The sequence below is a fragment of the Nonomuraea coxensis DSM 45129 genome, assembly GCF_019397265.1.
In the GTDB taxonomy this organism is placed as follows: Bacteria; Actinomycetota; Actinomycetes; order Streptosporangiales; family Streptosporangiaceae; genus Nonomuraea; species Nonomuraea coxensis.
In genome coordinates, this window is record NZ_CP068985.1 from 7,063,630 (window position 1) to 7,088,391 (window position 24,762).

The 24,762-nt window shown below is 72.2% G+C and carries 17 protein-coding genes; 7 read left to right on the forward strand and 10 right to left on the reverse strand.

Features of this window, described 5'->3' with window-relative positions; all coding sequences use genetic code 11:
- Positions 1-173 precede the first annotated feature (173 nt).
- From Nocox_RS33115 to Nocox_RS33135, 5 genes are all read right to left on the reverse strand, one after another.
- A complete protein-coding gene (locus tag Nocox_RS33115) occupies positions 174-386 on the reverse strand; it encodes a hypothetical protein (RefSeq protein ID WP_020545647.1) in 213 nt (70 codons plus the stop codon).
- 97 nt (positions 387-483) lie between these two features.
- Positions 484-3,717: an ATP-binding protein gene (locus Nocox_RS33120; protein ID WP_020545648.1), complete on the reverse strand. Its 3,234-nt coding sequence runs from the start codon at positions 3,715-3,717 to the stop codon at positions 484-486.
- On the reverse strand, positions 3,714-4,364 hold the full coding sequence (locus tag Nocox_RS33125) for a hypothetical protein (RefSeq protein ID WP_020545649.1): 651 nt from the start codon (positions 4,362-4,364) through the stop codon (positions 3,714-3,716). Before Nocox_RS33125 ends, Nocox_RS33120 begins: the two co-directional genes overlap by 4 nt.
- 2 nt (positions 4,365-4,366) lie before the next feature.
- Positions 4,367-5,467, reverse strand: coding sequence for a hypothetical protein (locus Nocox_RS33130; RefSeq protein WP_020545650.1), 1,101 nt, complete (start codon positions 5,465-5,467; stop codon positions 4,367-4,369).
- Entirely contained in the window at positions 5,464-5,976 is a 513-nt protein-coding gene (locus Nocox_RS33135) for a DUF4365 domain-containing protein (protein ID WP_020545651.1), read from the reverse strand. The genes Nocox_RS33130 and Nocox_RS33135 overlap by 4 nt, the downstream gene beginning before the upstream one ends.
- A gap of 259 nt (positions 5,977-6,235) precedes the next feature.
- Between Nocox_RS33135 and Nocox_RS33140 the strand changes: the two genes are divergently transcribed.
- The 5 genes from Nocox_RS33140 to Nocox_RS33160 all read left to right on the forward strand — a co-directional run bounded on the left by Nocox_RS33140 (position 6,236) and on the right by Nocox_RS33160 (position 13,866).
- Positions 6,236-7,738, forward strand: coding sequence for a CehA/McbA family metallohydrolase domain-containing protein (locus Nocox_RS33140; protein ID WP_020545652.1), 1,503 nt, complete (start codon positions 6,236-6,238; stop codon positions 7,736-7,738).
- Between the two features lie 169 nt (positions 7,739-7,907).
- Positions 7,908-8,264 carry a 3-hydroxyacyl-CoA dehydrogenase family protein gene (locus Nocox_RS33145; protein ID WP_020545654.1) on the forward strand — a complete coding sequence of 119 codons (357 nt, stop codon included), beginning with the start codon at positions 7,908-7,910 and terminating at the stop codon, positions 8,262-8,264.
- 89 nt (positions 8,265-8,353) lie between these two features.
- On the forward strand, positions 8,354-9,697 hold the full coding sequence (gene gdhA / locus Nocox_RS33150) for an NADP-specific glutamate dehydrogenase (protein ID WP_020545655.1): 1,344 nt from the start codon (positions 8,354-8,356) through the stop codon (positions 9,695-9,697).
- Positions 9,698-10,653: 956 nt separating this feature from the next.
- Positions 10,654-12,132: an endo-1,4-beta-xylanase gene (locus tag Nocox_RS33155; protein WP_020545656.1), complete on the forward strand. Its 1,479-nt coding sequence runs from the start codon at positions 10,654-10,656 to the stop codon at positions 12,130-12,132.
- A 276-nt stretch (positions 12,133-12,408) separates the two neighbouring features.
- Positions 12,409-13,866 carry a non-reducing end alpha-L-arabinofuranosidase family hydrolase gene (locus Nocox_RS33160; protein WP_219495533.1) on the forward strand — a complete coding sequence of 486 codons (1,458 nt, stop codon included), beginning with the start codon at positions 12,409-12,411 and terminating at the stop codon, positions 13,864-13,866.
- A 57-nt stretch (positions 13,867-13,923) separates the two neighbouring features.
- On the opposite strand, the gene Nocox_RS33165 is transcribed toward Nocox_RS33160, so the two are convergent.
- Positions 13,924-14,454, reverse strand: coding sequence for an ArsR/SmtB family transcription factor (locus Nocox_RS33165; protein WP_020546173.1), 531 nt, complete (start codon positions 14,452-14,454; stop codon positions 13,924-13,926).
- Positions 14,455-14,548: 94 nt separating this feature from the next.
- Between Nocox_RS33165 and Nocox_RS33170 the strand changes: the two genes are divergently transcribed.
- Both Nocox_RS33170 and Nocox_RS33175 read left to right on the forward strand, forming a co-directional pair.
- Positions 14,549-15,310, forward strand: a complete 762-nt coding sequence (locus Nocox_RS33170; RefSeq protein WP_020546174.1) for a group II truncated hemoglobin — start codon at positions 14,549-14,551, stop codon at positions 15,308-15,310.
- A 171-nt stretch (positions 15,311-15,481) separates the two neighbouring features.
- Entirely contained in the window at positions 15,482-20,962 is a 5,481-nt protein-coding gene (locus Nocox_RS33175; RefSeq protein WP_020546175.1) for an ATP-binding protein, read from the forward strand.
- A gap of 82 nt (positions 20,963-21,044) precedes the next feature.
- On the opposite strand, the gene Nocox_RS33180 is transcribed toward Nocox_RS33175, so the two are convergent.
- The 4 genes from Nocox_RS33180 to Nocox_RS33195 all read right to left on the reverse strand — a co-directional run bounded on the left by Nocox_RS33180 (position 21,045) and on the right by Nocox_RS33195 (position 24,737).
- Positions 21,045-22,343: a serine/threonine-protein kinase gene (locus Nocox_RS33180; RefSeq protein WP_051112716.1), complete on the reverse strand. Its 1,299-nt coding sequence runs from the start codon at positions 22,341-22,343 to the stop codon at positions 21,045-21,047.
- Positions 22,344-22,412: 69 nt separating this feature from the next.
- Positions 22,413-22,841 carry a MerR family transcriptional regulator gene (locus Nocox_RS33185; RefSeq protein ID WP_020546176.1) on the reverse strand — a complete coding sequence of 143 codons (429 nt, stop codon included), beginning with the start codon at positions 22,839-22,841 and terminating at the stop codon, positions 22,413-22,415.
- Entirely contained in the window at positions 22,838-23,218 is a 381-nt protein-coding gene (locus Nocox_RS33190) for a hypothetical protein (RefSeq protein ID WP_020546177.1), read from the reverse strand. The genes Nocox_RS33185 and Nocox_RS33190 overlap by 4 nt, the downstream gene beginning before the upstream one ends.
- Before the next feature lie 52 nt (positions 23,219-23,270).
- Positions 23,271-24,737: a dihydroorotase gene (locus Nocox_RS33195; RefSeq protein ID WP_020546178.1), complete on the reverse strand. Its 1,467-nt coding sequence runs from the start codon at positions 24,735-24,737 to the stop codon at positions 23,271-23,273.
- Between the last annotated feature and the right edge of the window lie 25 nt (positions 24,738-24,762).

The following is a 24,762-nucleotide window of genomic DNA, read 5'->3' on the forward strand; positions in this document are numbered from 1 at the left end:
ACGGCCGGCCCCGGCTCATCGACCTGAACGGCCGCTTCTACGGCTCGACGGCCCTCGCCACCGCCGCCGGCACGAACCTGCCGGCGGCCTGGGCCGGTCCCGCGCTCGTCAGGATCAGGGCGATGGCCGCGGCCCGCCTCCGCTGAGGCCGGGACCCGCCGGTGCCGCGGCGTTCACTCGAAGTCGTCGGGGTTGAGCTCCTTGAGTCGCTTGAACTCGGCGACCTCCTCGGACTCCTCGGCCACCACGGCCCCGTCCTCGTCCGTTCCGTCCTCGTCCGTGCCGGCCTCCCCGGCGCCGGGTGTGACGCCGCCGGGACGGCGGAGCGTCTCCTCCTCGCTTCCCTCGCGCTCGACCGGGCGGTCCTCCTGCGGCTGGTCGGTCATGACGCCTCCCCCATGTGCTCTGACCGTTGCGGCGCCCGCCTGCTGCCCACGCACCCCGCCCCGTAACGTGGCCGGCGCGCATCGGCACGGCGCGGCCTCACCTGGAAGGACGTGAACCCGCGCGCTCGACGATCTCCTGTTCGGTGAGCGGGTCGGGAGGATGGTGGCTCAGGCACTGCCGCGCCCGGACGAGCACCTCGGGCACGCCGTCGCTCGCGGCGTAGAACTGCCCCGCCTCCAGCCGCCCCACCCGGTCGGCCCGGCCGCCCCTGGCCCGCGCCAGCCCCTGGACCACCTCGATCTGCGTGGGGCTGTTGATCCTGCCGATGAACTGGGTCGTCGCGTTGCCGGCGATGTGGTTGTGCAGGCCGCGGGGCGTCTGGGTGGCGAAGACCAGGCCGAGGCCGTACTTGCGGGCCTGGGAGGCGAGGGTCAGCGTGCTCGCCAGCGCCTCCGTCCTCGGCGTCGCCGGCACGAGGGCCTGCGCCTCGTCCATCACGTAGAGGCCGTTGAGCGGCCGGCCCCGCGCCGGATTCCGCCTGATCCAGGAGAACAGGGCCATCTGGAGCTGGTTGACGAACGCCGGCCGCGCCTGGTCGCTCAGCCCGACGAAGCTGATGACGGAGACCCGGGCCCGCTTCCCCGGGGACGGGGTGAGCAGCTGCCCCGGGTCCGCGGGCTCGCCACTGCCCGCGAAGAGCGGATCGGTGATCGTCGCGGCGGTGAGGAGCTGGCCCAGCTCGGCGGCGAGCTGGTCCGCCCGGTCGATCTGGCTGACCTCCAGCGGCAGCGCGCCGAGCAGGCCGAGGAACGCGGCGAACTCCCCGCCGCCCGAGCGGGCGAAGTGGGCCAGCGCCTGGCGGAGGATGGCCTTGCCCTTGCGGGCCTTGGCGCTCGCCCCGTTGACGTTCGCCCGGTGCGCGAGCGCCTCGACGGCCAGGGCGAGCGCCGTGTCCAGCTCGTCACGGTCGTCGAGCACGGCCGCGAAGTCGGGGAGCGGCTGGAACGTCAGCGGGCGGCCGCGCGAGCGTCCCGGGGTCCAGATCACGACCTCCGTCTCCGCGAGGTAGCGGGCCGCCTTGCCCGCGTCCCCGTCGCCCCAGCCGGGCGGCGGGGCGGGCCAGGGGTCGCCCAGCCGGGCGAGGTCGTTGTTGGAGTCGAGCACGATCGACGACACCCCGAGCAGCGCGCACTCCTCGATGAGCCGCCGCAGGAACACGGTCTTGCCCGAGCCTGAGCCGGCGAACACGGCCGTGTGGCGGGTGAGCACGCTCAGCTTCAGTTCGAGCTCGGCACCGGTGTCCATGCGCCTCCCGACCGGGATGACGGAAGCGTGACCGCCGGCGGGCTCCGGCCCGCTCCCGCCCGCCCGCGCATGCTTCGGCCCGGCCCCGGCCGCCCGCACGGGCTCCGGGGCCGGCAGCTGAGGCGGCGGCGGTGGTGACGGCGGCGGCGGTGGTGACGGCGGCGGTGTCTCTTCCCGGGTGAGCGTGCCGAACAGGGCGGTGAACAGCTCGGTGGCGCCGGCCGGACGGCGGGTGCGCAGCCAGATCTCGAACTCCGGGTCCCCGTCCGCCGCCAGCTGCCGCAGCGCCGCGAAGACCCGCAGGTCGTCGCCCCGGACGGGAAGCGAGAGCCCGCCCCATTCCTTGAGCTCCGCCAGACGGGCCCGCGTGGCGGGACCCTCCGACCACGCCTGGTTGCGCAGCACGACGAAGCACCGGCCGGGCGTCTCCGGGCCCAGCCCGGACGCCGTGATGCCGTCGTTCAGCCGCTTCAGCGCAGCGATGTGGTGCGCCGCGCCGATCATCCGGAACGTCCAGTGCCGCTGCCTCTCGGACTCGGGGTCCAGCGCCTGCCGCAACCTCGCGTGCAGACTGGGCCGGCGGCCCGGCGGCGGATCGACGGAGAAGGACTCGCCCGCCTTGTCCTGCTCCTTGATCCAGGCGTCGAGCCCCGCCGCGAGCAGGGAGGGGGCGAGCTCGTCCTCGTGCTCGGGGTCGAACGCGGCCGACACGTCCGCCCGGCCGCGCAGGTCGGCGAAGCGCGCGTCGAGCCGGGCCAGGCTCGCCTCGGGCACGGCGGGCACGCCCCCGTCCTGAGGCGGCGGCACGGGAACCTGGTCCTCCCGGTCGAAACGTTCCAGGAGGCGTACGACGCCCTCCGTCCGGCAGGTCGTGACGTGCGCGGCGATGAGCCGGAGCAGCGTCCTCGGCGTCCGGCCCGGGGCGGTCGCGAACGCGGCGGGGGCGACGGGCCAGGCCGGGTGGGGCGGGGTGAAGCCCGCCCGCGCGAAGGCCACCGCGAACCTGCGCTCGACCAGGTTCCTGGCGAGGTCGGGGGTCGCGATCGTGCCCAGGATCAGGGACGGCCGGAACCTGTCCTTCGCCGTGGCGATGGCCCGGTCGCGGATCAGGCTCCACGACGAGGGCAGGCAGGCCACCAGGCACAACGTGCGATGGGTGGCGTGCACCAGGGCCATGAGGCCGCTCGCGATCTCGTCGATGACGTCCTTACGGGATCCGTTGCCGGACGGCGGGGCGTCGGGGCCGGCGTCCGTGGTCGCGCGGGAGTGTTCGAGGAGCCCGTCGATCTGGTCCACCGCGATGACGCTGGGGCCGGTCAGCGCGAGGATCGTCGACAGCTCGACCACGATGTCGTGCGGCGCCTTGATCCCTCTGCTCATCCCCCACGCACCGCGGTCGCCTTCCTCGGCCTCCTCGGTCGACATCAGGTGGTCGTGGGCGACGTCGAAGGCCGGGCCCGTGGCGACGGCGTAGAGGGCGAGCGCCCTGATCGTGTCGCGGCACCGCTGCAACCGCCGGTCCCGGGCCACCAGGCCGGCCACCAGGGCGTCGAGGTCCTCGCGGGTGAGACCCTTCCCGCCCTCGACGGCCGCCGCGATCCGCTCCCCGGCCCCCGCGAGAGCGGCCAGGCCGCGCAAGGCCACCACCGCCTGAGCCGGGGTGTCCGGGCCGGCCGCCGAACGGCCGAGGTCGTCGACCATCGCGCCCGCGGCCCGCCGCCAGAAGTCGTCGCCCGCGCTGAAGTCCAGCAGGAAAAAGTAGCCGCCGGCCCGCGCGATCTCGCCTCTGACCCAGCCCAGGAGGTGCGTCTTGCCGGCGCCGCCCTCGCCCTGGATCACGACGCCGAGCGGGCTGCTCCTGGAGTCCTCGCACGCCTCGTCGATGCCGTCGAGGATGAGCTGCTCCGCGCGTGGGTGCACGCCGCCGACGTGGAAGGGCGGCGGGTTCCAGGCGTGCTCGGCCGTGGTCGCCCAGTTGAGCACCCTGGAGATCGCGCGCAGCGCCTTTTCCTCGGACTCGTTCATCGCGCCTCGATCGCCAGCAGATGCTTGCTCACGCCGCCCACGAGGACGGCGGCGGTCCTGTCCTCGTCGGTCAGCCTCTTCTGGTCCGCCTCCGGGGCCAGGTGGACGTCCGGGAGCCGTTCGAGCCGCCGCAGCGCCTCGTCGGCCGCCTCGCGGGGCACGTCCCCCAGCTCCGCGCGCAGCCGCTTCAGCGGCACCCAGTCCTGCGGCTCGCGGGCCAGCCGCCAGTAGGCGTCGCGGATCGCCCCGGGCAGCTCGGCGGGCGGCTCAGCAGGGGCGGCGCCGGCGCCGCCCCGGCGGGACGTGATCACGAACTCGGCGAGGCTCAGGTCCGCCGCGTCGAGATAGCCCCTGAGCAGGTGGAGCACGCCGTAGAGGGTGCGCCCGAGCGAGCCTCCGCGGTCCGGGGCCGTGCCGTCCAGCTCCGTCACGCACCAGGCCCAGCCGTCGTCGGTGAGCGTGTGGTGGTAGGACCTGCCGGGCTTCTCGCTCGTGACGAGACCGCTCGTGTTCAGGCGCCGCCGGGGCTGCCCGTCGAGCGTGCAGCCGACGTGGGCCTTGAGCTCCGCGTTGGACGCCGTCCCGCCGAGCGTCATCAGGCCCAGGAGCACGGCACGTTCGCGGGTGCCGAAACCGGTGTTCTTCATGGTCAGCTCTCCTCGGATCGATCGTCCACGTCGGTGGTGAAGCCGGTCGCCATGAGCTCGCGGCGGCCGTTGACCTCCCTGAGCGTGCCGGCGGCACGTACGGGGATCCGGTGCCGGTGCGCCCGGACGGCCACGTCGTAGTCCGCCTCGCCGGGCAGGCGCACCCAGATGATGGCGCGGCGCGGCTCGCCGTCCCCGATCGTCACCCGGCCGCGTACGTGGACGCGGAACCGGTCCTCGCCCCCGTTGTCGAAGAGCGCGCCGATGAGGCCCGTCACCGTGGCGCTCTCGTGGTGCAGGCGCCGCAGCCGGTGGCCGACGCGGCGCAGCAGCGTGCCGGTCCCCGGCTCGAAGACCACGCTCCGCGCGGGGACCTCGGAGGGCAGGGCGCGGGCCCAGCGGAAGCCGACCTCGAACCGGTCGCCAGGGTCGGCGCCGGCGAAGCGGGCGAGCGCGAGGCACAGGTCGGCCGACACGCCGTCGCGTACGAGGTCGTCGAAGACGCTGATGTCGCCGGTTCCGCGCACCTCGGCGGTGGCCTCGCGCAGGAGCAGCGCGGCGCGCTGGAGCAGGGTCAGGGCGCGGCGGGCCGGTGGAGGGCCGCCGGGGTCGTCGCCGTCCAGCGGGAGGCGTACGGTGAGGACGTCCGAGGACGGCACGATCGGTCCGATCCGGACGCGCGCCAGCAGGTCGCGCACGGCTCTGGGAGCTGGGCCGTCGAACACCGGCCTGGGCCCGCCCAGCGCGGCCCGCGCGGCCGCGCCGAGGGCGGCGTGCGCGCTGGTCATGGCCGTGACGGCGTCCACCAGCCCGAGCTCACCGCCCGCGGGGACGATGGGCGCGCGGTACCACTGGACGTCGGCCATGGGCGAGCCGATGTCGGAGGCGATGTCCTCGGGAGCACGGCCCTCCACCCGCGCGAGCAGCGACAGGATCTCCCTGAGCCGCCGCGGCCCGTCGGCCAGGTGATCGGTGCCGGGCACGAGGATCTCGTGGTCGCCGTCGTGCACCCAGCTCGCCGCGCCCCTCCAGGTCTCCGGCCGGCGGACCCAGCCGGTCGCGGCGAGATAGCTGCTGACGTCGGCGACCGTCAGGCTCCTCATCGGGCGGACGGCCCTGCGGGCGCCCCGACGAGCTCGCGTAAGGCGCGGACCGTGAGAACGTTCCCGAGCGGCACCTGGAGCGGCACCTTGCGGGCGGCGCTTGGCGCGGCGATGGGCCGCTCGCCCTCGAAGCCGCGGTAGTAGCAGAGCCGGCTCAGCGTGAGCCCGTCGGTCTCGACGCGGGCGTACCGGTCGCTCTCCTGCGGGACCACGACCAGGAACAGGTAACGCGGAACGAGAAAGGGCCCGGCGACGAGTTTGTTGTACTGCACCTCGTTCAGTCCGCGGAAATGCAGGTCCGCGCCCTTGGAGCGCGGGTCCGACCAGGACTTGATCTGCACCTCGATGGCGGGCGAGGAAATGTGGCCGGCCCTTCCGGCATAGCGGAAGCCCAGGTCGATGCCGTCGTGGTCGAGGTCGTCCTGATAGACGAGCAGGCCCGCCGCCGAGGCGAGCACCCGCACGTAGTCCTCGGCGAACTTGCCCTGATGATTTCGCTGGTCCAGCACCCGGTCTCCCTCGTCCGCCGCCCGACGCAGAAGGGTAGCGGCAAAAGGGACGCTCTTTCTTCCTTTTCTTTTACGGCCATCCAGAACAGGTGAATTCGACCGGCGGAGCGCGGCGTCGTGGCCGCGGCGCTGAGGGCGGGCCACGGACCGGGGGCCACGCACTGTTCTCGTGCGTCCCGAACGGCGTTCACCTGCCGTTCCGCCCGCTGGCCCAGGCTTGCGGCCCGGCACCCTCATCGCACGCACGAGAGGCTTCACCGTGAGCAAGAACAAGGCCGAGCAGGCCGAGCAGGCCGAGGCGGCCCGGCTGTCCCGCCGGCGGCTGGTCAAGTACGCCGGCGTCGGCGCGACCCTGGCCGCCGCCGCTCCCCTGATGGGCGGCTCCCCCGCCCAGGCCGACGACGAGCGCAGGTTCGGCAACGGCGGCGGCAACGGCCGCCGGTGGCGGGCCGGCGACCACCACATCCACTCCGAGTACAGCGGCTCGTTCGACACCAAGACGAACCCGCCCACCTTCCGCAAGGGCGCGGACGCGGTCTACCCGATCGTCACCAACGCGATCATGGCCAAGCACTTCGGCCTGACCTGGGCGATGTGCACCGACCACGGCGGCCCCACCCACTCCAAGGTGAACCTGGAGCAGGCCTACCCCGACCTGCTGCGCTCGCGGGTGCTGGTGCCCGAGGTGCTGCAGTTCTGGGGCATGGAGTTCGACGCGCCGGCGCTCGACCACCACACCCTGATGATCCCCCACCACGACGGTGAGGCGCAGCAGCTGTTCGAGCTGGAGAGCCGCTTCGCCAAGCACGACGCCTTCCCCGCCGACCCCGGCCGCGACACCGAGGCCAAGATGGTGGAGTTCCTCAAGGCGGCCCGCGACATGCGGCAGAAGCCGCTGGTGATCGCCCACCACGCCGCGCGCTCGGCGACCGGGCTGGGCGTGTGGGGCCAGGACACGCCGCGCGAGTTCCGCAACGGCAACAACGTGGCCCCCGACGTGTACGTCGGCTTCGAGGGCGCCCCCGGCCACCAGGCCGGCCCGCTGAACGGCGGCGCGCGCGGCGGCTACGGCAACCACCCCACCTACGGCGGCTTCGACCAGATGACCGCCCGCGTCGGCGGCCTGTGGGACTCCCTGCTCGGCGAGGGCCGGCACTGGTGGATCACCGCCACCTCCGACTCCCACGTGCACTGGACCCGCGGCGGCTCCGACTTCTGGCCGGGCGAGTACAGCAAGACGTACGTGATGGCCCGCCAGGACTACGGCGACATCATGGACGCCCTGCGCAATGGCCGCATCTTCGTCGCGACCGGCGACCTGGTCACCGCCCTGGACGTCACCGCGAGCGCCCAGGGCCGCTCCGCCACCGTGAGCGAGACGCTGGTCGTCGACAGCCGGGGCCGCGGCGACGTCGAGGTGGAGATCCGCTTCCGCCCGCTGAACGGCGTGAACGGCAACGGCGACCGTCCCGAGGTCCGGCGCGTCGACCTCATCGCCGGCCAGGTCACCGGCGTCAGCGCCGACCTCGACGCGGCCACCAACCCCACCACCAAGGTCGTCGCCCGCTTCGGCCCGAACGACTGGCGCCGCCAGGGCCAGGATTTCGTCATCCGCCACACCCTGCGCGACGTGGGCCAGGACAGCTATCTCCGGGTGCGCGGCACCAGCACCGACGAGATGGAGCCGCTCGCGGACGGCAAGGAGAACCCCTGGCAGGACCTCTGGTTCTACTCCAACCCGGTCTTCATCCGGGTCCGCTGACCACCGCGCGCCCCGCCCGAGGATCACCAGAGGCGGGGCAGCCGCGGGATCGCGGAGCGTCCGTTGAGCACCGGGACCTGCTTGCCCTTGGTGTGCCGGTGGACGGCTCTGGCCACCCTCTCGTACAGCTCGTGGACCCCGACCGTGGCGCCCCTCGACCGACCCGGCGGTGCTCCGCGACGCCCGCGCCGTGCTCGCCCGGAGCGGGACCGAGGTCTCGGTGGTGCGCGACGCCGCGGGCTCGGTCGCGCAGCGGCTCCTGGCGTCGATCATCTCGGTGGCCTGCTCCGTCGCCGAGCGCTCCATCGCCTCCCCCGCCGACATCGACGCCGCGGCGACGGCCGGCCTCAGCTACCCGTACGGCCCCCTCGCCTGGGGCGAGCGCATCGGCGCCGGCAAGCTGCTCCGCCTGCAGTGGAACCTCCACGCCACCACCGGCGACCCCCGCTACCGCCCCACCCGCTGGCTGACCGAACGCGTCCAGCTCGGCCTGCCGCTCACTCACCCGTTGTTCCCCACCGGGTAATGATTTCGGCAGACTGCCGGGGCGAGTTCTTCTCACTTCAGCCCTAACCGTAAGGTGAGCACGGATCACCGCATTGAGGTCGGGAGCACATGTTGCACGAGAAACTGTCGTCGATCTACGACAACGTCCTGCGCCGCAACCCTGGGGAGGTCGAGTTCCACCAGGCGGTGCGCGAGGTGCTCGATAGCATCGGCCCGGTCCTCGGCAAGCACCCCGAGTACGCCGAATCGAAGATCATCGAGCGCATCTGCGAGCCCGAGCGGCAGATCATCTTCCGCGTGCCGTGGCTGGACGACAGCGGCGAGGTGCAGATCAACCGCGGCTTCCGGGTGGAGTTCAACAGCGCGCTGGGGCCGTACAAGGGCGGGTTGCGCTTCCACCCCTCGGTCTACCTGGGGATCGTCAAGTTCCTGGGCTTCGAGCAGATCTTCAAGAACAGCCTGACGGGCCTGCCGATCGGCGGCGGCAAGGGCGGGTCCGACTTCGACCCCAAGGGCCGCTCCGACCGCGAGGTGATGAGGTTCTGCCAGAGCTTCATGACCGAGCTCTACCGGCACATCGGCGAGTACACCGACGTGCCCGCCGGTGACATCGGCGTCGGCGGGCGGGAGATCGGCTACCTGTTCGGCCAGTACAAGCGCATCACGAACCGCTACGAGTCGGGCGTGATCACCGGCAAGGGCCTGGCGTACGGCGGCGCGCAGGTGCGGACCGAGGCCACCGGCTACGGCTGCGCGTTCTTCGTGGAGGAGATGCTGAAGGCGCGCGGCACGTCGTTCGACGGCAAGCGGGTCGTGGTCTCCGGCTCCGGCAACGTCGCCGTCTACACGATCGAGAAGATCGAGCAGCTCGGCGGCGTCGTGGTGGCCTGCTCCGACTCCTCCGGCTACGTCGTGGACGAGAAGGGCATCGACCTGGCGCTGCTCAAGCACATCAAGCAGGTCGAGCGCGGCCGGCTGGAGACGTACGCGGCCCGCCGCGGCGACCACGTGTCCTTCGTGCCGGGCCGCAGCGTGTGGGAGGTGCCCTGCGAGGTGGCGATGCCGTCCGCCACGCAGAACGAGATCACCGGCCGCGACGCCGCGTTCCTCGTGGAGCACGGCTGTGTCGCGGTGGGCGAGGGCGCCAACATGCCGACCATGCCCGAGGGCATCAAGCTGTTCCTGGAGGCGGGGGTCGCGTTCGGGCCCGGCAAGGCCGCCAACGCGGGCGGCGTGGCGACGAGCGCGCTGGAGATGCAGCAGAACGCCAGCCGCGACTCGTGGACGTTCGAGTTCTCCGAGCACCGCCTTCAGGAGATCATGCGCGACATCCACGGCCGATGCCTGACGACCGCCGACGAGTACGGCATGCCCGGCGACTACGTGGCCGGCGCGAACATCGACGGCTTCCGCCGGGTCGCCGACGCCATGCTGGCGCTCGGCCTGATCTGAGCCCTGCCGGGCCGCCTGTGACGCTGACGGCACCGGGTGCGTGAGGTACGCACCCGATGCGCGTCACGTCAGGCGCCGTGCCTGTGCTTGCCGCTGACGCGCCACGTGACCGAGGACGTGAGCGCGCCCTCGCGGCAGGCGGAGCCGCGGACGAAGGCGGTGGAGTCGCGGGGACGGCGTCGTCGTACGCCCGCTCGCCGGCAGCGTGTTCCCCGACCATCAGCAGGCGGGCGATGAACGGCCACTCCGCCACCACGACCCGCCAGGCCGGCATGGTCCGCCGGGTCACGGGGGCCGATCGAGGGGGTGGCCGCGCATCAGCCGCTGTCTCCTTCTGGCGGGTACAGGAGAACACCACGATTCGCGATCTTGAACAGATGATCAGGCGTTCCGCTCACGGACGCCGCCAGGGACGGGCCGGCGCAAGCTGCAGACGCGCCGAAGTTTCTCCGGGCGTTGTTAACGTTAACAGGAAGCTTTGTCGTCAAACTCCTCCTCGGGGCCGGCGGGAGGTGGCGGCGTCACGGAGCAAATCCGAGCCGGTAAGCCATGTCAACCCCCGCCGTACCCGCCGGCGGCGCGAAAGGGACGGGGCCGGCCGCGCCCACCTGGCATTACAGGAAAAGACCCGCGCGGACGCCGCCGTGAAACTTTCACCCCGGCCTGTCTCCGGCCGGGGCCGTGCCGAAACTTTCGCCCTCTTCCGATCGAGCATAACCGCAGGAAGAAGGCGGAATCCCGGTGAAGCGGGGCGAAAACTTTCTTTACATTCTTGACAAGTTTCGGCGAGGCTCCTCACACTGAGTCCCCGAGGCGATCTCCCTGCCCCATCGGTGGCGCACGGCAGGGACCGCCGTCACGACGCCCTCGTGGTGCGCGTTCCCCGTGGCGCGGCGTCGGGTCATGCGGGTGCGTCCCGCACGTTCTCTCTCCGATTGGCTTATGGAGGCTCAGTCATGCGCGTCAACGCCATGTCCCCACCTGCCGCCCGGCGCCCGCTCAGCGGGCCCCGCCGGGCACTGATCGCCGGCGTGCTCGGCGCGCTCGGCCTGATCACGGCGCTCAACGCGCCGATCCCCGCCGACGCCGCGGAGAGCACGCTCGGCGCGGCGGCCGCCCAGAGCGGCCGCTACTTCGGCACCGCCATCGCCGCGGGCAAGCTCGGCGACTCGAACTACACCACGATCGCCAACCGCGAGTTCAACATGGTGACGGCCGAGAACGAGATGAAGATCGACGCCACCGAGCCCAACCGGGGGCAGTTCACCTTCACCAACGGGGACCGCGTCTACAACTGGGCCGTCCAGAACGGCAAGCGGGTGCGCGGGCACACCCTGGCCTGGCACCAGCAGCAGCCGGGCTGGATGCAGTCGCTGTCGGGCAGCTCGCTGCGCCAGGCGATGATCGACCACATCAACGGCGTCATGGGCCACTACAAGGGCAAGATCTACGCCTGGGACGTCGTCAACGAGGCCTTCGCCGACGGCAACTCCGGCGGCCGGCGCGACTCGAACCTCCAGCGCACCGGCAACGACTGGATCGAGGTCGCCTTCCGCACCGCGCGCGCCGCCGACCCGGCCGCCAAGCTGTGCTACAACGACTACAACATCGACAACTGGAGCTGGGCCAAGACGCAGGGCGTCTACAACATGGTCCGCGACTTCAAGTCGCGCGGCGTGCCGATCGACTGCGTCGGCCTGCAGTCGCACTTCAACAGCAACAGCCCCTACAACAGCAACTACCGCACGACCATCCAGAGCTTCGCCGCGCTGGGGGTCGACGTGCAGATCACCGAGCTGGACATCCAGGGCGGCTCGGCGACCACGTACGCCAACGTCGTCAACGACTGCCTGGCGGTGGCGCGGTGCACCGGCATCACCGTCTGGGGGGTGCGCGACACCGACTCCTGGCTCGGCTCCGGCGCCTCGGCGCTGCTCTTCGACGGCAACGGCAACAAGAAGGCCGCCTACACCTCGGTGCTCAACGCGCTCAACAGCGGCAGCACCTCGACCCCGGACCCCGGCGGTACCCCGACGCAGGACCCCGGCGGCACCGCGGGCCAGATCAGGGGAACGGCCTCCGGCCGCTGCGTGGACGTGCCCAACGCCGGCACCGCCGACGGCACCGCGGTGCAGCTGTGGGACTGCAACGGCCAGACCAACCAGCAGTGGACGCGCACCTCGGCCGGGGAGCTGAGGGTGTACGGCAACAAGTGCCTGGACGCCGGGGGCACAGGCAACGGGGCCAGGATCCAGATCTACTCCTGCTGGGGCGGCGACAACCAGAAGTGGCGCGTCAACTCCGACGGCACCATCACCGGGGTCCAGTCCGGGCTCTGCCTCGACGCCGTCGGCGCGGGCACCGGCAACGGCACGGGGCTGCAGCTCTACAGCTGCTGGGGCGGCAACAACCAGAAGTGGACCTACACCGCGTAGTCAGCAAGTTAACCGCTGAACGGCCGCAAGTTACCCGCCCTCCCTTGTGAAACTTTCAATCCGCGCGAGCGGTGCGGTGCGACCCTCCCGGAGGCGAAACTCCAGGAGGGACGCAGGAGGGAGGGCGGGGTGACGGCGAGGCCCGGCTCGGCGAGAGACGCCTCTCGTTGACGCCGGGCCGTCCGTCGGATGTACTCCGCGACAACACACCTGACGATGCTCGCGTACAGCTCTCCGCACAATCTCTTGTTAGCGCTAACACCCCCGGAGTGCCTGATGAAGCTCAGACCCCTGTCCGTCCTCACGGCGCTCGCCGCCTTACTGGCGAGCCTGTTCGTCGCCCTGCAGACCCAGCCCGCCAACGCCGCCACCGTCGACACCAACGCCTGGTACGTCCTGGTCAACCGCAACAGCGGCAAAGCCCTGGACGTCTACAACCTGTCCACCGCCGACGGCGGCCGCATCACCCAATGGACCCGCAACAACCAGAACCAGCAACAATGGCAGTTCGTCGACTCCGGAGGCGGCTACTACCGCGTCAAGTCCCGCCACTCCGGCAAGGTCCTCGACGTCTACAACTGGTCCACCGCCAACGGCGGAGCCATCGTCCAATGGGCCGACACCAACGGCACCAACCAGCAATGGCGGCTCGCCGACAGCTCCGACGGCTACGTCAGGCTCATCTCACGCCACAGCAACAAAGCACTCGAAGTACAGGGCGCCTCCACCGCCGACGGCGCCAACATCGTCCAGTACGACGACTGGGGCGGCGCCAACCAGCAGTGGCAGTTCGTCCGGGTCGACGGCGACACCGGGAACCCCGGCCAGTGCGACCTCCCCTCGTCCTACCGCTGGACCTCCACCGGCCCGCTGGCCACCCCGAAGTCGGGCTGGGTCTCGCTCAAGGACTTCACCGTCGCCCCCTACAACGGCAAGCACCTCGTCTACGCCACCACGCACGACACGGGCACGCGGTGGGGCTCGATGAACTTCAGCCCCTTCACCAACTGGTCCGAGATGGCCTCGGCGAGCCAGAACACCATGTCCTCCTCGACCGTCGCGCCCACGCTGCTCTACTTCGCCCCGAAGAACATCTGGGTGCTCGCCTACCAGTGGGGCGGCACGGCCTTCTCCTACCGCACCTCCACCGACCCCGCCAACCCCAACGGCTGGTCCGCGCAGCAGGTGCTCTTCTCCGGCAGCATCTCGGGCTCCGGCACCGGCCCCATCGACCAGACCCTCATCGGTGACGGCTCGAACATGTACCTGTTCTTCGCCGGCGACAACGGCAAGATCTACCGCGCGAGCATGCCCCTCGGGAACTTCCCCGGCAGCTTCGGCACCTCCTCCACCGTCATCATGAGCGACTCCACGAACAACCTGTTCGAGGCCGTCCAGGTCTACAAGCTCCAGGGCCAGAACAAGTACCTCATGATCGTCGAGGCGATCGGCGCGCAGGGCCGCTACTTCCGCTCCTTCACCGCCACCAGCCTCAACGGCTCCTGGACCCCCCAGGCCGCCACCGAGGGCAACCCCTTCGCCGGCAAGGTCAACAGCGGCGCCACCTGGACCAACGACATCAGCCACGGCGAGCTGATCCGGACCAGCGCCGACCAGACCATGACCGTCGACCCCTGCAACCTGCAACTGCTCTACCAGGGCCGCAGCCCCAACTCCGGCGGCGACTACGGCCTCCTGCCCTACCGGCCCGGCCTGCTGACCCTGCAGCGCTGAGGCCACGACCAGGTCCTGGGCGTCAGGTGCCGGGGGGCGGCCCTGACGCCCAGCAGGTCAGCGGGGGGAACGGTCGCAGGGGGCTTCTTCACCCAGTTCGAGCAGGAGCGCGGTCATGCTGACCTTGACGCCGTCGTGCGGCGGTCCCGCCTTGTCGTGCAGGAGCGCCACCGCCTGGCCGACCAGGCCGACGATCTCCTCCCACACGGGCCTGGCCAGCCACACCTCGGCGTCCATGGACATGCGCTGGCGTTCGGTCTCGGCCAGGCGCCTCACCAGGTCGTCGCTCATCGCCTGGTGGAGGAGCAACCGCCCCTCGGAGCGGTCGATGCGCTCCGAACTCGACGGGTCGTAGCGGTAGCACACCCGCGGGCGGCCCTTGCCCGTCCGCGGCGGTTCGTCCACCCGCTGGAGGAAGCCCGCCTCGGCGAGCCGGCGCAGGTGGTAGCTGGCCGAGGCGTGGGCGATGCCGAGCTCGTCGGCGACCTCCGTGGCCGACATCGACACGCCGGTGAGCAGCGACACGATGCGCATGCGCAGCGGGTTGGCCAGGGCGCGCAGAGGTATGAGCCCGTCATCCGTGGACACCCTTGGATGATAGTTTCTCCAACAACTCTTGGGAAGCTCGCCGTTGATCAACGGGTGTGCTTACATGATTACAACCCCCTGGGAGGACATTGCCGTGATCGTGGAGTACATCCGTTATCGCATACCCGCCGAGGCTTCGGAGGAGTTCGAGGCCGCCTACGGCAGGGCCGCCCGTTCGCTCGCCGAGGCGCCGCAGTGCGTGGACTACGAGCTCACCCGCTGCGTGGACGAGCCCGTCTGCTACGTCCTGCGCATCACCTGGACCTCGGCCGAGGACCACCTGAAGGGCTTCAGGGCGGGCGCGCTCTTCCCCGCCTTCCTCAAGGAGATCCGCCCCTACGTCGAGCAGATCGAGGAGATGCGTCACTACGAGCAGACCCCCGTGCGCGGCGTCGGCGGCTCCGTCCCCTCGCTGCACGAGTGGGCCGGCGGCACCGAGGCGCTCGAACGGCTCACCGACCGCTTCTACGAGCTGGTCAAGGCCGACGACGTCGTCGGACCGCTGTTCGCCCACATGGACCCGGCCCACCCCCGCTTCGTCGCGATGTGGCTGGCGGAGGTGTTCGGCGGCCCGGCCCGCTACACGGGCGAGCGCGGAGGCTATCCGCACATGCTCGGCATGCACCGCGGCAGGGCGATCAGCGAGCGGCAGCGCCGCCGCTGGGTCAGCCTGCTGGCCGACGCCGCCGACGAGGTCGGACTGCCGGACGACCCGGAGTTCCGCGCCGCGTTCATGGGCTACATCGAATGGGGCACCCGGCTCGCCCTGGCCAACTCCCAGCCCGGCGCCTCCCCCGTCGAGCAGGCTCCGGTGCCGCGCTGGGGATGGGGGGTCGCTCCGCCGTACCAGGGCTGAGGACCGCCGGCGCGGGCAGCGCGCAGCCCCCGTCATGAGGCGGATCTTTTACAATGTGTCGGCCTCCATATGGCGCCGCGGATGATGATGTTCGAGCACCGTGGAACGGATGGAGGCGACGCGATGCGATGAACGTCGCCTCGCGCACGTGACAGCGGGGAGAATCAGTCGGTGTTCAAACGTGTCGCCATCGTCAACCGCGGAGAGGCCGCGATGCGGCTCATCCACGCGGTCAAGGACCTCTCGGCGGAGACCGGGGCGCGGATCGAGACGGTCGCCCTCTACACCGACGCCGATCGTGACGCCACCTTCGTCAGGGAGGCCGATCTCGCCCACCTGCTCGGGCCCGCCTCGGCCCGGCCCTACCTCGACCACGCCGTCCTGGAGCGGGCGCTCACCGAGACCGGGGCGGACGCGGCCTGGGTCGGCTGGGGCTTCGTCGCCGAGGACCCGGCCTTCGCCGAGCTGTGCGAGAAGATCGGGGTCACCTTCATCGGGCCGGGCGCCGAGGCCATGCGCCGGCTCGGCGACAAGATCGGCGCGAAGCTGCTCGCCGAGGAGGCCGGCGTCCCGGTCGCGCCGTGGAGCCGCGGCGAGGTGGCCACCCTGGAGCAGGCGCTGCGCGCCGGCCAGCAGATCGGCTACCCGCTGATGCTCAAGGCGAGCGCCGGCGGCGGCGGGCGGGGCATCCGCGTGATCGGCTCCGAGCGGGAGCTGGCCGACGCCTACGAGCGCACCCGCCAGGAGGCGCTGCGCGCGTTCGGCTCCGGCGTGGTGTTCCTGGAGCGGCTGGTCACCGGGGCGCGGCACGTCGAGGTGCAGGTCATCGCCGACGGCCAGGGCACCGCGTGGGCGCTCGGCGTACGCGACTGCTCGATCCAGCGGCGCAACCAGAAGATCATCGAGGAGTCCGCCTCCCCCGTCCTGTCGGAGGAGCAGACCGCCGAGCTCAAGGCCTCGGCCGAGCGGCTGGCCAAGGCGGTCGGCTACCGCGGCGCCTGCACCGTGGAGTTCCTCTACCACCCCGGCGAGGAGCTGTTCGCCTTCCTGGAGGTCAACACCCGGCTGCAGGTCGAGCACCCGATCACCGAGGTCACCACCGGCACCGACCTGGTCCGGCTGCAGCTCCACGTGGCCGCGGGCGGCAGGCTGGAGGGGCCGCCGCCGGTCGAGACCGGCCACGCCGTGGAGGCCCGGCTCAACGCCGAGGACCCCGACCGCGACTTCGCGCCGGCCCCGGGGCGCGTCGCGCGCCTGGTGCTGCCCGCCGGGCCCGGCATCCGCGTCGACACCGGCGTCAGGGAGGGCGACGTCATCCCGGCCGCGTTCGACTCGATGATCGCGAAGATCATCGCGTACGGGCGCGACCGCGAGCAGGCACTCGGCCGGCTGCGCAGGGCGATGGCCGACATCACCGTGATCATCGAGGGCGGCGCCACCAACAAGAGCTTCATCCTCGACCTGCTCGACCAGCCCGAGGTCATCACCGCCCAGGCCGACACCGGCTGGATCGACCGCGTACGCGCCGAGGGCCGCCTGATCAGCCACCGGCACTCCGCCGTCGCCCTCGTCGCCGCCGCCATCAGGGCCTACCGCGACGAGGAGGAGCTCAGCCTCCGCCGGCTCCTGTCCACCGCCTACGGCGGCCGGCCGCAGGTGCGGCACGACCCGGGCCGTCCGCTGGACCTCAAGCTCCGCGGCGTCGGCTACCGGGTGAGCGTGGCGAGGGTCGGGCAGGAGCGGTTCCGGGTCGGCGTCTCCGGCGGCGGCGCCGTGCACCACGCGGACGTCGAGGTCGACAGGTTCGACGCCCACAGCGGCCAGATCGTGGTCAACGGCCGCCGTTTCCGCCTGGTGTCGGCCGCCCACGGCCCGACCCACCTGGTCGAGGTCGACGGCGTCACCCACCGGATCAGCCGCGACGAGGGCGGCGTGGTCCGCTCGCCCGCTCCCGCGCTGGTCGTGGCGGCGCCGCTGGCCGTCGGCGACGAGGTCGAGGCGGGCGCGCCGATCCTGGTGCTGGAGAGCATGAAGATGGAGACGGTGCTGCGCGCGCCGTTCCGCGCGCGGGTCCGCGAATGCCCGGTGCCGGTAGGCAGCCAGGTCGAGACCGGGGCGGCCCTGATGCGCCTGGAGCCGCTCACCGACGACAGCCCGCAGGAGGAGGCGGGCGTCGCCGAGATCGACCTGCCCGCCGAGCCTGCCGACGTGCCCGCCGCCGAGCGGGCCGCGCGCGGCCTGCGGCACCTGCGCGGGCTGCTGCTGGGCTTCGACGCCGACCCGCAGGGTCACCGGCGGGTGCTGTCCGGCTACCTGGCCGCCCGCGACGAGCTGGGCGACCGCGTGCTCGAAGGCGAGCTGGACCTGCTCACCGTCTTCGCCGACCTGTGCGAGCTGAGCCGCAACAAGCCGAGCGGCGACCTCGGCTCCGAGCCCGACAGCGCGGTGCACAGCCCGCGCGAGTTCTTCCACAGCTACCTGCAGAGCCTCGACGTCGAACGCGCCGGCCTCACCGAGGGCTTCCAGGCCAAGCTCGCCAAGGTCCTCGCCCACTACGGCGTCACGAGCCTCGACCGGACACCGGAGCTGGAGTCCGCGGTGTTCCGGATCTTCCTGGCGCAGCAGCGGATGAGCACGGGCGTCGCGATCGTGTCGGAGCTGCTGCGCCGGTGGCTGGCCGGCCCGCCGCCGCAGGAGTCGCTGAGCGAGCCCGCCGGGCTCACCCTTGAGCACCTGGTCGAGGCCACGCAGGTCCGATTCCCCACGCTGACCGACCTGGCCCGCGGCGTGGTGTTCCGCTGGTTCGCCCAGCCGCTGCTGCGGCGCAACCGCGCCGAGGTGTACGCGGCGGTCCGCGGCCACCTGCGCCACCTCGACCGCGACCCGCACGCGCCCGACCGCGCCGAGCGGATCCAGGCGATGGTGGCCAGCGCCGAGCCGCTGGTCCGGCTGCTCGGCCAGCGGATCGGCCGGCCGGGGCGCGACCACGCGCCGCTGCTGGAGGTGCTGACCCGGCGCTACTACGGCAACCGCGGCCTGTCGGAGGTCGTCGCCCGGACGATCGACGGCTGCCGGTTCGTCACGGCCACGCGCGCCGGCTCCGACGGGGCGACCCGCGTGGTCGCCACCGCCGCCGACATCGCCGCGCTGCCCGACGCCCTCGGGGCCGCCGCCACGCTCACCGCCGAGGCCGCCGAGCCCGAGGCCGCCATCGACCTCTACGTCACCTGGGAGGACCAGCCCGACGACGACGCCATGGCCGTACGGCTGGGCGGGCTCGTCGCCCGGCACGCGCGGCCCGCGGGCGTCCAGCGGATCACCGTCATCGTGGCCGGCACCGGCGGCGCCGTGATGCACCACCACTTCACCTTCCGGCCCGACGGTGCGGGTCTCGCCGAGGACCGGCTGATCCGCGGCATCCATCCGCAGATCGCGCACCGCCTGCAGCTCGAACGGTGGCGCGAGTTCGACCTCACCCGGCTGCCGTCGGTGGACGAGGAGATCTACCTGTTCAAGGCCGTCGCGAAGAGCAACCCCACCGACGAGCGGCTGCTCGCGATGGGCCAGGTCCGCGACCTGACGCCGCTGCGCGAGGCCGACGGCAGGCTGGTCGCGTTGCCGGCGGTGGAGGACGCGCTCACGGCGGGCCTCGACGCGATCCGCAACTTCCAGGCGCAGCGCCCGCAGAACAAGCGCCTCGACACCAACCGCATCATGATGTACGTCTGGCCGGCCACCGAGATCTCGCACGACGAGCTCAACGCGCTGGTCCAGCGCATCCTGCCGACCACGGTGGGCGCGGGGCTGGAGGAGGTCCTGTTCGTGGCCCGCCAGCGCAACGCGGCGGGCGAGCTGAGCGAGGTCGCCGTGCGCATCACGCTCGACGCGGGCCACGGCGCGAGCCTCTACGTGGAGAAGCCCTCGGCGGAGCCGGTGCGGCCGCTCGACGACTACCGCCAGAAGGTGCTGCGGGCCGCCCGGCGAGGCAGCGTCTACCCGTACGAGCTGAGCGCCATGCTCGGCCGCTTCACCGAGCACGACCTCGACGAGCACGGCGCGCTCGTGCCGGTGGACCGGCCGAAGGGCAACAACACCGCGGCCATCGTGGCGGGCGTCGTCTCGACGCCGACCGAGCGGCACCCGGAGGGCGTCACCCGCGTGGTCCTGCTCGGCGACCCGACCAAGGCGCTCGGCGCGCTGTCGGAGCCGGAGTGCTCGCGGGTGATCGCCGCGCTCGACCTCGCCGAACGGATGCGGGTCCCGCTGGAGTGGTACGCGCTGTCGGCGGGCGCGCGCATCTCGATGACCTCGGGCACCGAGAACATGGACTGGGTCGCGGCGGCCCTCAAGCGGATCGTCGAGTTCACGCAGGCGGGCGGCGAGATCAACATCGTGGTCGCCGGGATCAACGTCGGCGCCCAGCCCTACTGGAACGCCGAGGCGACGATGCTCATGCACACCAAGGGCGTCCTGGTGATGACCCCGGACTCGGCGATGGTGCTCACCGGCAAGCAGTCGCTCGACTTCTCCGGCGGCGTGTCGGCCGAGGACAACTTCGGCATCGGCGGCTACGACCGCGTCATGGGCCCGAACGGCCAGGCACAGTACTGGGCGCCCAACCTGCGGGTCGCCCACGACGTGCTGATGGCGCACTACGACCACACCTACGTCGCGCCCGGCGAGACGGGGCCGCGGCGGGCCGTCACCAGCGACCCCGCCGACCGGGACATCTCGTCCTACCCGCACGTGGTCGCGGGCAGCGACTTCGGCACGGTGGGCGAGATCTTCTCCGCCGAGCACAACCCGGACCGCAAGAAGCCGTTCGACATCCGCACCGTGATGCGCGCGCTGGCCGACCAGGACCATCCGGTGCTGGAGCGCTGGGCGGGCATGGCCGACGCGGAGACGGCCGCGGTCCAGGACGCGCACATCGGCGGCCGGCCGGTCTGCCTGATCGGCATCGAGTCCCGCGCGGTGCCGCGGCGGGGCTTCCCGCCCACCGACGGCCCCGACACCTACACCGCGGGCACGCTCTTCCCGCGCTCGTCGAAGAAGACCGCCCGCGCGATCAACGCGGCGTCGGGCAACCGGCCGCTGGTGGTGCTGGCCAACCTGTCGGGCTTCGACGGCTCGCCCGAGTCGATGCGCAAGCTCCAGCTCGAGTACGGCGCGGAGATCGGCCGGGCGATCGTCAACTTCGAGGGCCCGATCGTGTTCTGCGTGATCTCCCGCTATCACGGCGGGGCGTTCGTGGTGTTCTCCAAGGCGCTCAACCCGAACATGACCGTGCTCGCGCTGGAGGGCTCGTTCGCCTCGGTGCTGGGCGGGGCGCCGGCGGCCGCCGTGGTGTTCTCCAGCGAGGTGAACCACCGCACGGCGACCGACGCGCGGGTCACCGAGCTGCAGGGGCGCCTCTCGGGGCTCATCGGGGCCGAGCGGGCGGCGCTGAACGCGCAGCTCGTGGAGGTGCAGGCCGCCGTGCGCGCGGAGAAGCTGAGCGAGATCGCCGCGGAGTTCGACCGGGTGCACAGCATCCAGCGGGCCGTGGAGGTCGGGTCGGTGGACGAGATCGTCAGCGTCGCGGAGCTGCGCCCCCGGATCATCGAGGCCATCGAGCGCGGACTGGCCGGCCAGGCGGCCGCCCGCTCCTGAACCGGCGTCCCACGGGCCGGCGAGGCGCACATCCGCCTCGCCGGCCCGGCACCGAGGACGGCGGGGCGGTGCTGGGCGGGGGCTAGGGTCTCGCCGCCGGCTGAGGCGCGGGGCGGCGGGCCTTGCGCGCCTCCCACGCCCACCCTCCCGCGATGAGCGTGAGGGCGGCGACCACGAAGGGCGCCGCGAGGGCGGCGTCGCTCCGGCTGCCGAACGACGAACCGATGACGCCCACGCCGTCCACGGCGAGAGCGGCGGCGACGACGCCGGCCAGGCAGCCGGCGAGGCCCGCGATGACGGCGACGGTCCGGCCGGCGACCCGCGGCACGAAGCGGGCGACCTGCGCGCACAGCAGCCCGACCACGCCGACGTTCACGAGGACGGCGGTCATGATGGGGATCCCCATGTCGTCGAGGTCCATCTCGTTGTCCAGCTTGTCCCAGGCGACGCCGGCGTCGGTGCAGCCGATGAGGCCGAGCGCGAAGATGATCCCCAGCATCACCGCGACGGCCTTGTGCTGCCACACCTTCGGAGGGGTCTCCCCGGAGGGAAGGACCCTGGTGGCGGCCCGTACGGGGCCGGGGCCGGGCCGCCGCTCGCCGAGCATGGCCAGCGCCTGCTCGGCGGTCGGCCTGCTGCCCGGGTCCTTGTCGAGCAGCCGGGTGATGAGCGGGGCGAGCCGGCCCGCGCGCAGCGGCGGCGGGGGCTCCTCGAACAGGACCGCCGTCAGCGCCGCCGGCTGGGTGCCGCGGCGGAACGGGGAGAGTCCCTCGACGGCCTGGTAGAGGGTCACGCCGAGGGAGAACAGGTCGCCGGCGGGGAGCCCGTCGATGCCGCGCAGCCGTTCGGGGGCCATGTACTCGGGCGAGCCTATGAGCATCCCGGCGGTGGTCAGGGTGCTGTCGGTGGTGTGGAGCGCGATCCCGAAGTCGGTCAGCAGGGCCCTGCCGTCGCCGTCGAGCATGACGTTGGCCGGCTTGATGTCGCGGTGCACGATGCCGTTGCGGTGCGCCGCGCCGAGGGCCTTCAGCAGCGCGGCGGCGACCTGCTCCGCCGTGTCCACCGGTAACGGCCCGCGCGTTTCGAGGTGCTCGTGCAGCGACGGGCCGTCGACCAGCTCCATCACGATCCAGGGCAGGCCGTCCGTGACGATGTCGTGGATGGCGACGACGTTCTCGTGCGACCGCAGCCGGACGGCGTTGCGTGCCTCCCTCGCGGTGCGCTCCAGCCGCTTGTCCTGCTCCGCCTGCGGCATCCCGGGCACCAGGCACAGCTCCTTGATCGCCACGTCGACGTCGAGGACCTCGTCATGGGCCCGCCAGACCCTGCCGAACCCGCCGGACCCGAGCACCGCGACCAGCCGGTAGCGTCCGCCGACCATGAGACCAGGCTGCCCGGATGTCATGTCACCTCGCCCGTCACGTCCTGTACGACAGTTGATCAGAATAGATCACACAGGAGCGCTCCGCCGCTGGGGCAGCGGACAGTCGGGGCCGGTGCAGTGCGTGAGGCTGTCGCAGCCGGCGCTGACCACCTGGGTCAGCGCGGCCCGGATCGCGGTCAGGCCGGCGATCTTCGCGTCCACTTCGGCGATCTTGGCCTGGGCGCGGGCCCGCAGGCCGGGGGTGGGGTGGCCGCGCCTGCCGGTGTCGAGCAGCTCGGCCACCTCGTCCAGGGTGAAGCCGAGCCGCTGGGCGGCCTTGATCACGGTCAGCAGGGTGACGGTGTCCGGCGGGTAGGCGCGGTGCCCGCCGGGGCTGCGGGCCGGCTCGGCGATCAGGCCCCTGCGCTCGTAGTAGCGCAGGGTCTGCGGGTTGACCCCGGCCCGCTCGGCGACCTGCCCGCTGCGCAGGTACGCCCCGTCGGGGTCCCGCCTCACGCCGGGCTCCCCGCCCGGCCGGGCGAGGTCTCCCCCGGAGGGGCGGCGCCGGCGCGCGCGGCCAGCGCGTCCAGCACGTCGGCGTGCTCCGGCGGCACCGTCACCTCCAGCGTGAGGGCGCCGCCGGCGACGGTGAGGACGAAGGTGAAGAAGGAGCAGCAGCCGTTCTCCCTGGCCGCCAGTTCGGCGGCCCTGGCGGCGCCGGCCGGGGTGAAGTCGAGCTCCAGCCGCAGCCGTTCCCGCCCGGGACGCCGTACGGCCCGGACGGTCTCGGCGAACAGGGCGTCGAACTCGGCCACCCGCAGCGGCCGCTCGGCGGTGGGCAGCGTGCACGCGGAGGGAGCCCACACCTGGCCGGGGGCGAGGTTTTCCGTCATGCTCCGACGGTAAGCCCGTACCCGGGTACCGGATGCAAGCCCCCCGCGCTGCCTAGGCGGTGACGGGCCTGGCGAGGTAGCGGCCCGCGGGGTCGCCCACGACCTTGCCGTCCTCCAGCACCCGCCGGCCGCGCAGGAAGGTGTCGGTCACCTTCGCGGTCAGCTCGAAGCCCTCGAACGGCGTGTACTCCTGGGTGGACTCGGAGTCGGCCGCGCGCACGGTCCAGGACGTGTCGGGGTCGACGAGGACGATGTCGGCGTCGAAGCCCTCGGCGATCGCGCCCTTGGTGCGGAGCCCGAACCGCTGCGCCGGGTTCCAGGAGAGCAGCCGGGCCACGTCGCCGTAGGACAGCCCGCGCCGGGAGCCCTCGCTGATCAGGCCGGGCAGCAGGTACTCGGCGCCGCCGAACCCCGACTTGGCCAGGAACACGTCGTCGCGCGGGTCGCCGAACTTCTGCTCGTCGCGGCAGCAGGCGTGGTCGCTGACCACCCAGTCGACCTTGCCGTCGAGCAGGTGGCCCCACAGCGCCTCGACGTCCTCGCGCGGGCGCAGCGGCGGGTTGACCTTGCCGCCGATGCCGCTCGCGGTGGTGATGTCGGCGAGCAGGTGGCCGATGGTCACCTCGCGGCGGAAGTCGATGTGCGGGAACGCCTCGGCCATCCGCAGCGCCGCGTCCATGGCCTTGGCCGACGACAGGTGCAGCAGGTTGATCGTGGGGAGCCCGGTCTCGTGCGCGAGGTAGGAGGCGATGCTCACCGCCAGGCCCTCGGAGTGCGGGGGCCGGGAGGCGCTGTAGGCCGCGAGGCCGGTGAGCGTGCCCTCCTCCTCCACCATCTTCGTGTACGCGCTCATGATCTCGGCCGTCTCGCAGTGCAGGGACAGCGAGATCTCGTCGGCCAGGTCGGGGAACTGCTCGCGGGCCGCCTGGATGCCGCGCATGACGAACTCGAAGTGCGCGTAGTCGTACCGCTCGCCCTCGGGGATCATGAGGAAGGAGTTCTGGTCGGCGGAGCGCCCGTGCAGGCCGTGGCTGCCGTAGAACATGAACACCTTGAACGACGTCACCCCGTGCTCGCTCACCAGGGAGGGGATCTCGTCGATGTGCCCGCGCTGCATGGGCGCGAGGTGGAAGGCGTAGTCGACGTACGAGCGGTCCTGGGAGTTGGCCAGGACCTCGGGGAAGACCTCCGCGTACGGGCCGCCCTTGTTGAGGTAGTACTGGCCGGTGCGCATGTAGGTGAGGGCGGAGGTGACGCCGCCCTGGGCGCAGGCCCGGCTCTCGGTCTCGGTGTCGACGGCCAGCGGGTTGTAGATGCCCCAGTGCTGGTGGGCGTCCACCGCGCCGGGGAAGGCCAGCTTGCCGCCGCCGTCCACGACGGTGCGCGCCTCGGCCGGGTCGAGGCCCGGCCGGATGGCGGCGATCCGGCCGTCGAGGATGCCGAGGTCGGCGGTCTCCGGCTCGGGCCGGTCGTGCCGGACGACCCTGACGTTGGTGACGATCACGTCGTACGATGCCACGGGGGTTCTCCTTTGGGGGCTCAGG

Excerpts from the sequence above, each read along its gene's own strand:
- Nocox_RS33115 (WP_020545647.1), bottom strand. The coding sequence starts at position 386 with ATGACCGACCAGCCGCAGGAGGACCGCCCGGTCGAGCGCGAGGGAAGC.
- Nocox_RS33120 (WP_020545648.1), bottom strand. The coding sequence starts at position 3,717 with ATGAACGAGTCCGAGGAAAAGGCGCTGCGCGCGATCTCCAGGGTGCTC.
- Nocox_RS33125 (WP_020545649.1), bottom strand. The coding sequence starts at position 4,364 with ATGAAGAACACCGGTTTCGGCACCCGCGAACGTGCCGTGCTCCTGGGC.
- Nocox_RS33130 (WP_020545650.1), bottom strand. The coding sequence starts at position 5,467 with ATGAGGAGCCTGACGGTCGCCGACGTCAGCAGCTATCTCGCCGCGACC.
- gdhA (WP_020545655.1), top strand. The coding sequence starts at position 8,354 with ATGTTGCACGAGAAACTGTCGTCGATCTACGACAACGTCCTGCGCCGC.
- Nocox_RS33155 (WP_020545656.1), top strand. The coding sequence starts at position 10,654 with ATGCGCGTCAACGCCATGTCCCCACCTGCCGCCCGGCGCCCGCTCAGC.
- Nocox_RS33160 (WP_219495533.1), top strand. The coding sequence starts at position 12,409 with ATGAAGCTCAGACCCCTGTCCGTCCTCACGGCGCTCGCCGCCTTACTG.
- Nocox_RS33180 (WP_051112716.1), bottom strand. The coding sequence starts at position 22,343 with ATGGTCGGCGGACGCTACCGGCTGGTCGCGGTGCTCGGGTCCGGCGGG.
- Nocox_RS33190 (WP_020546177.1), bottom strand. The coding sequence starts at position 23,218 with ATGACGGAAAACCTCGCCCCCGGCCAGGTGTGGGCTCCCTCCGCGTGC.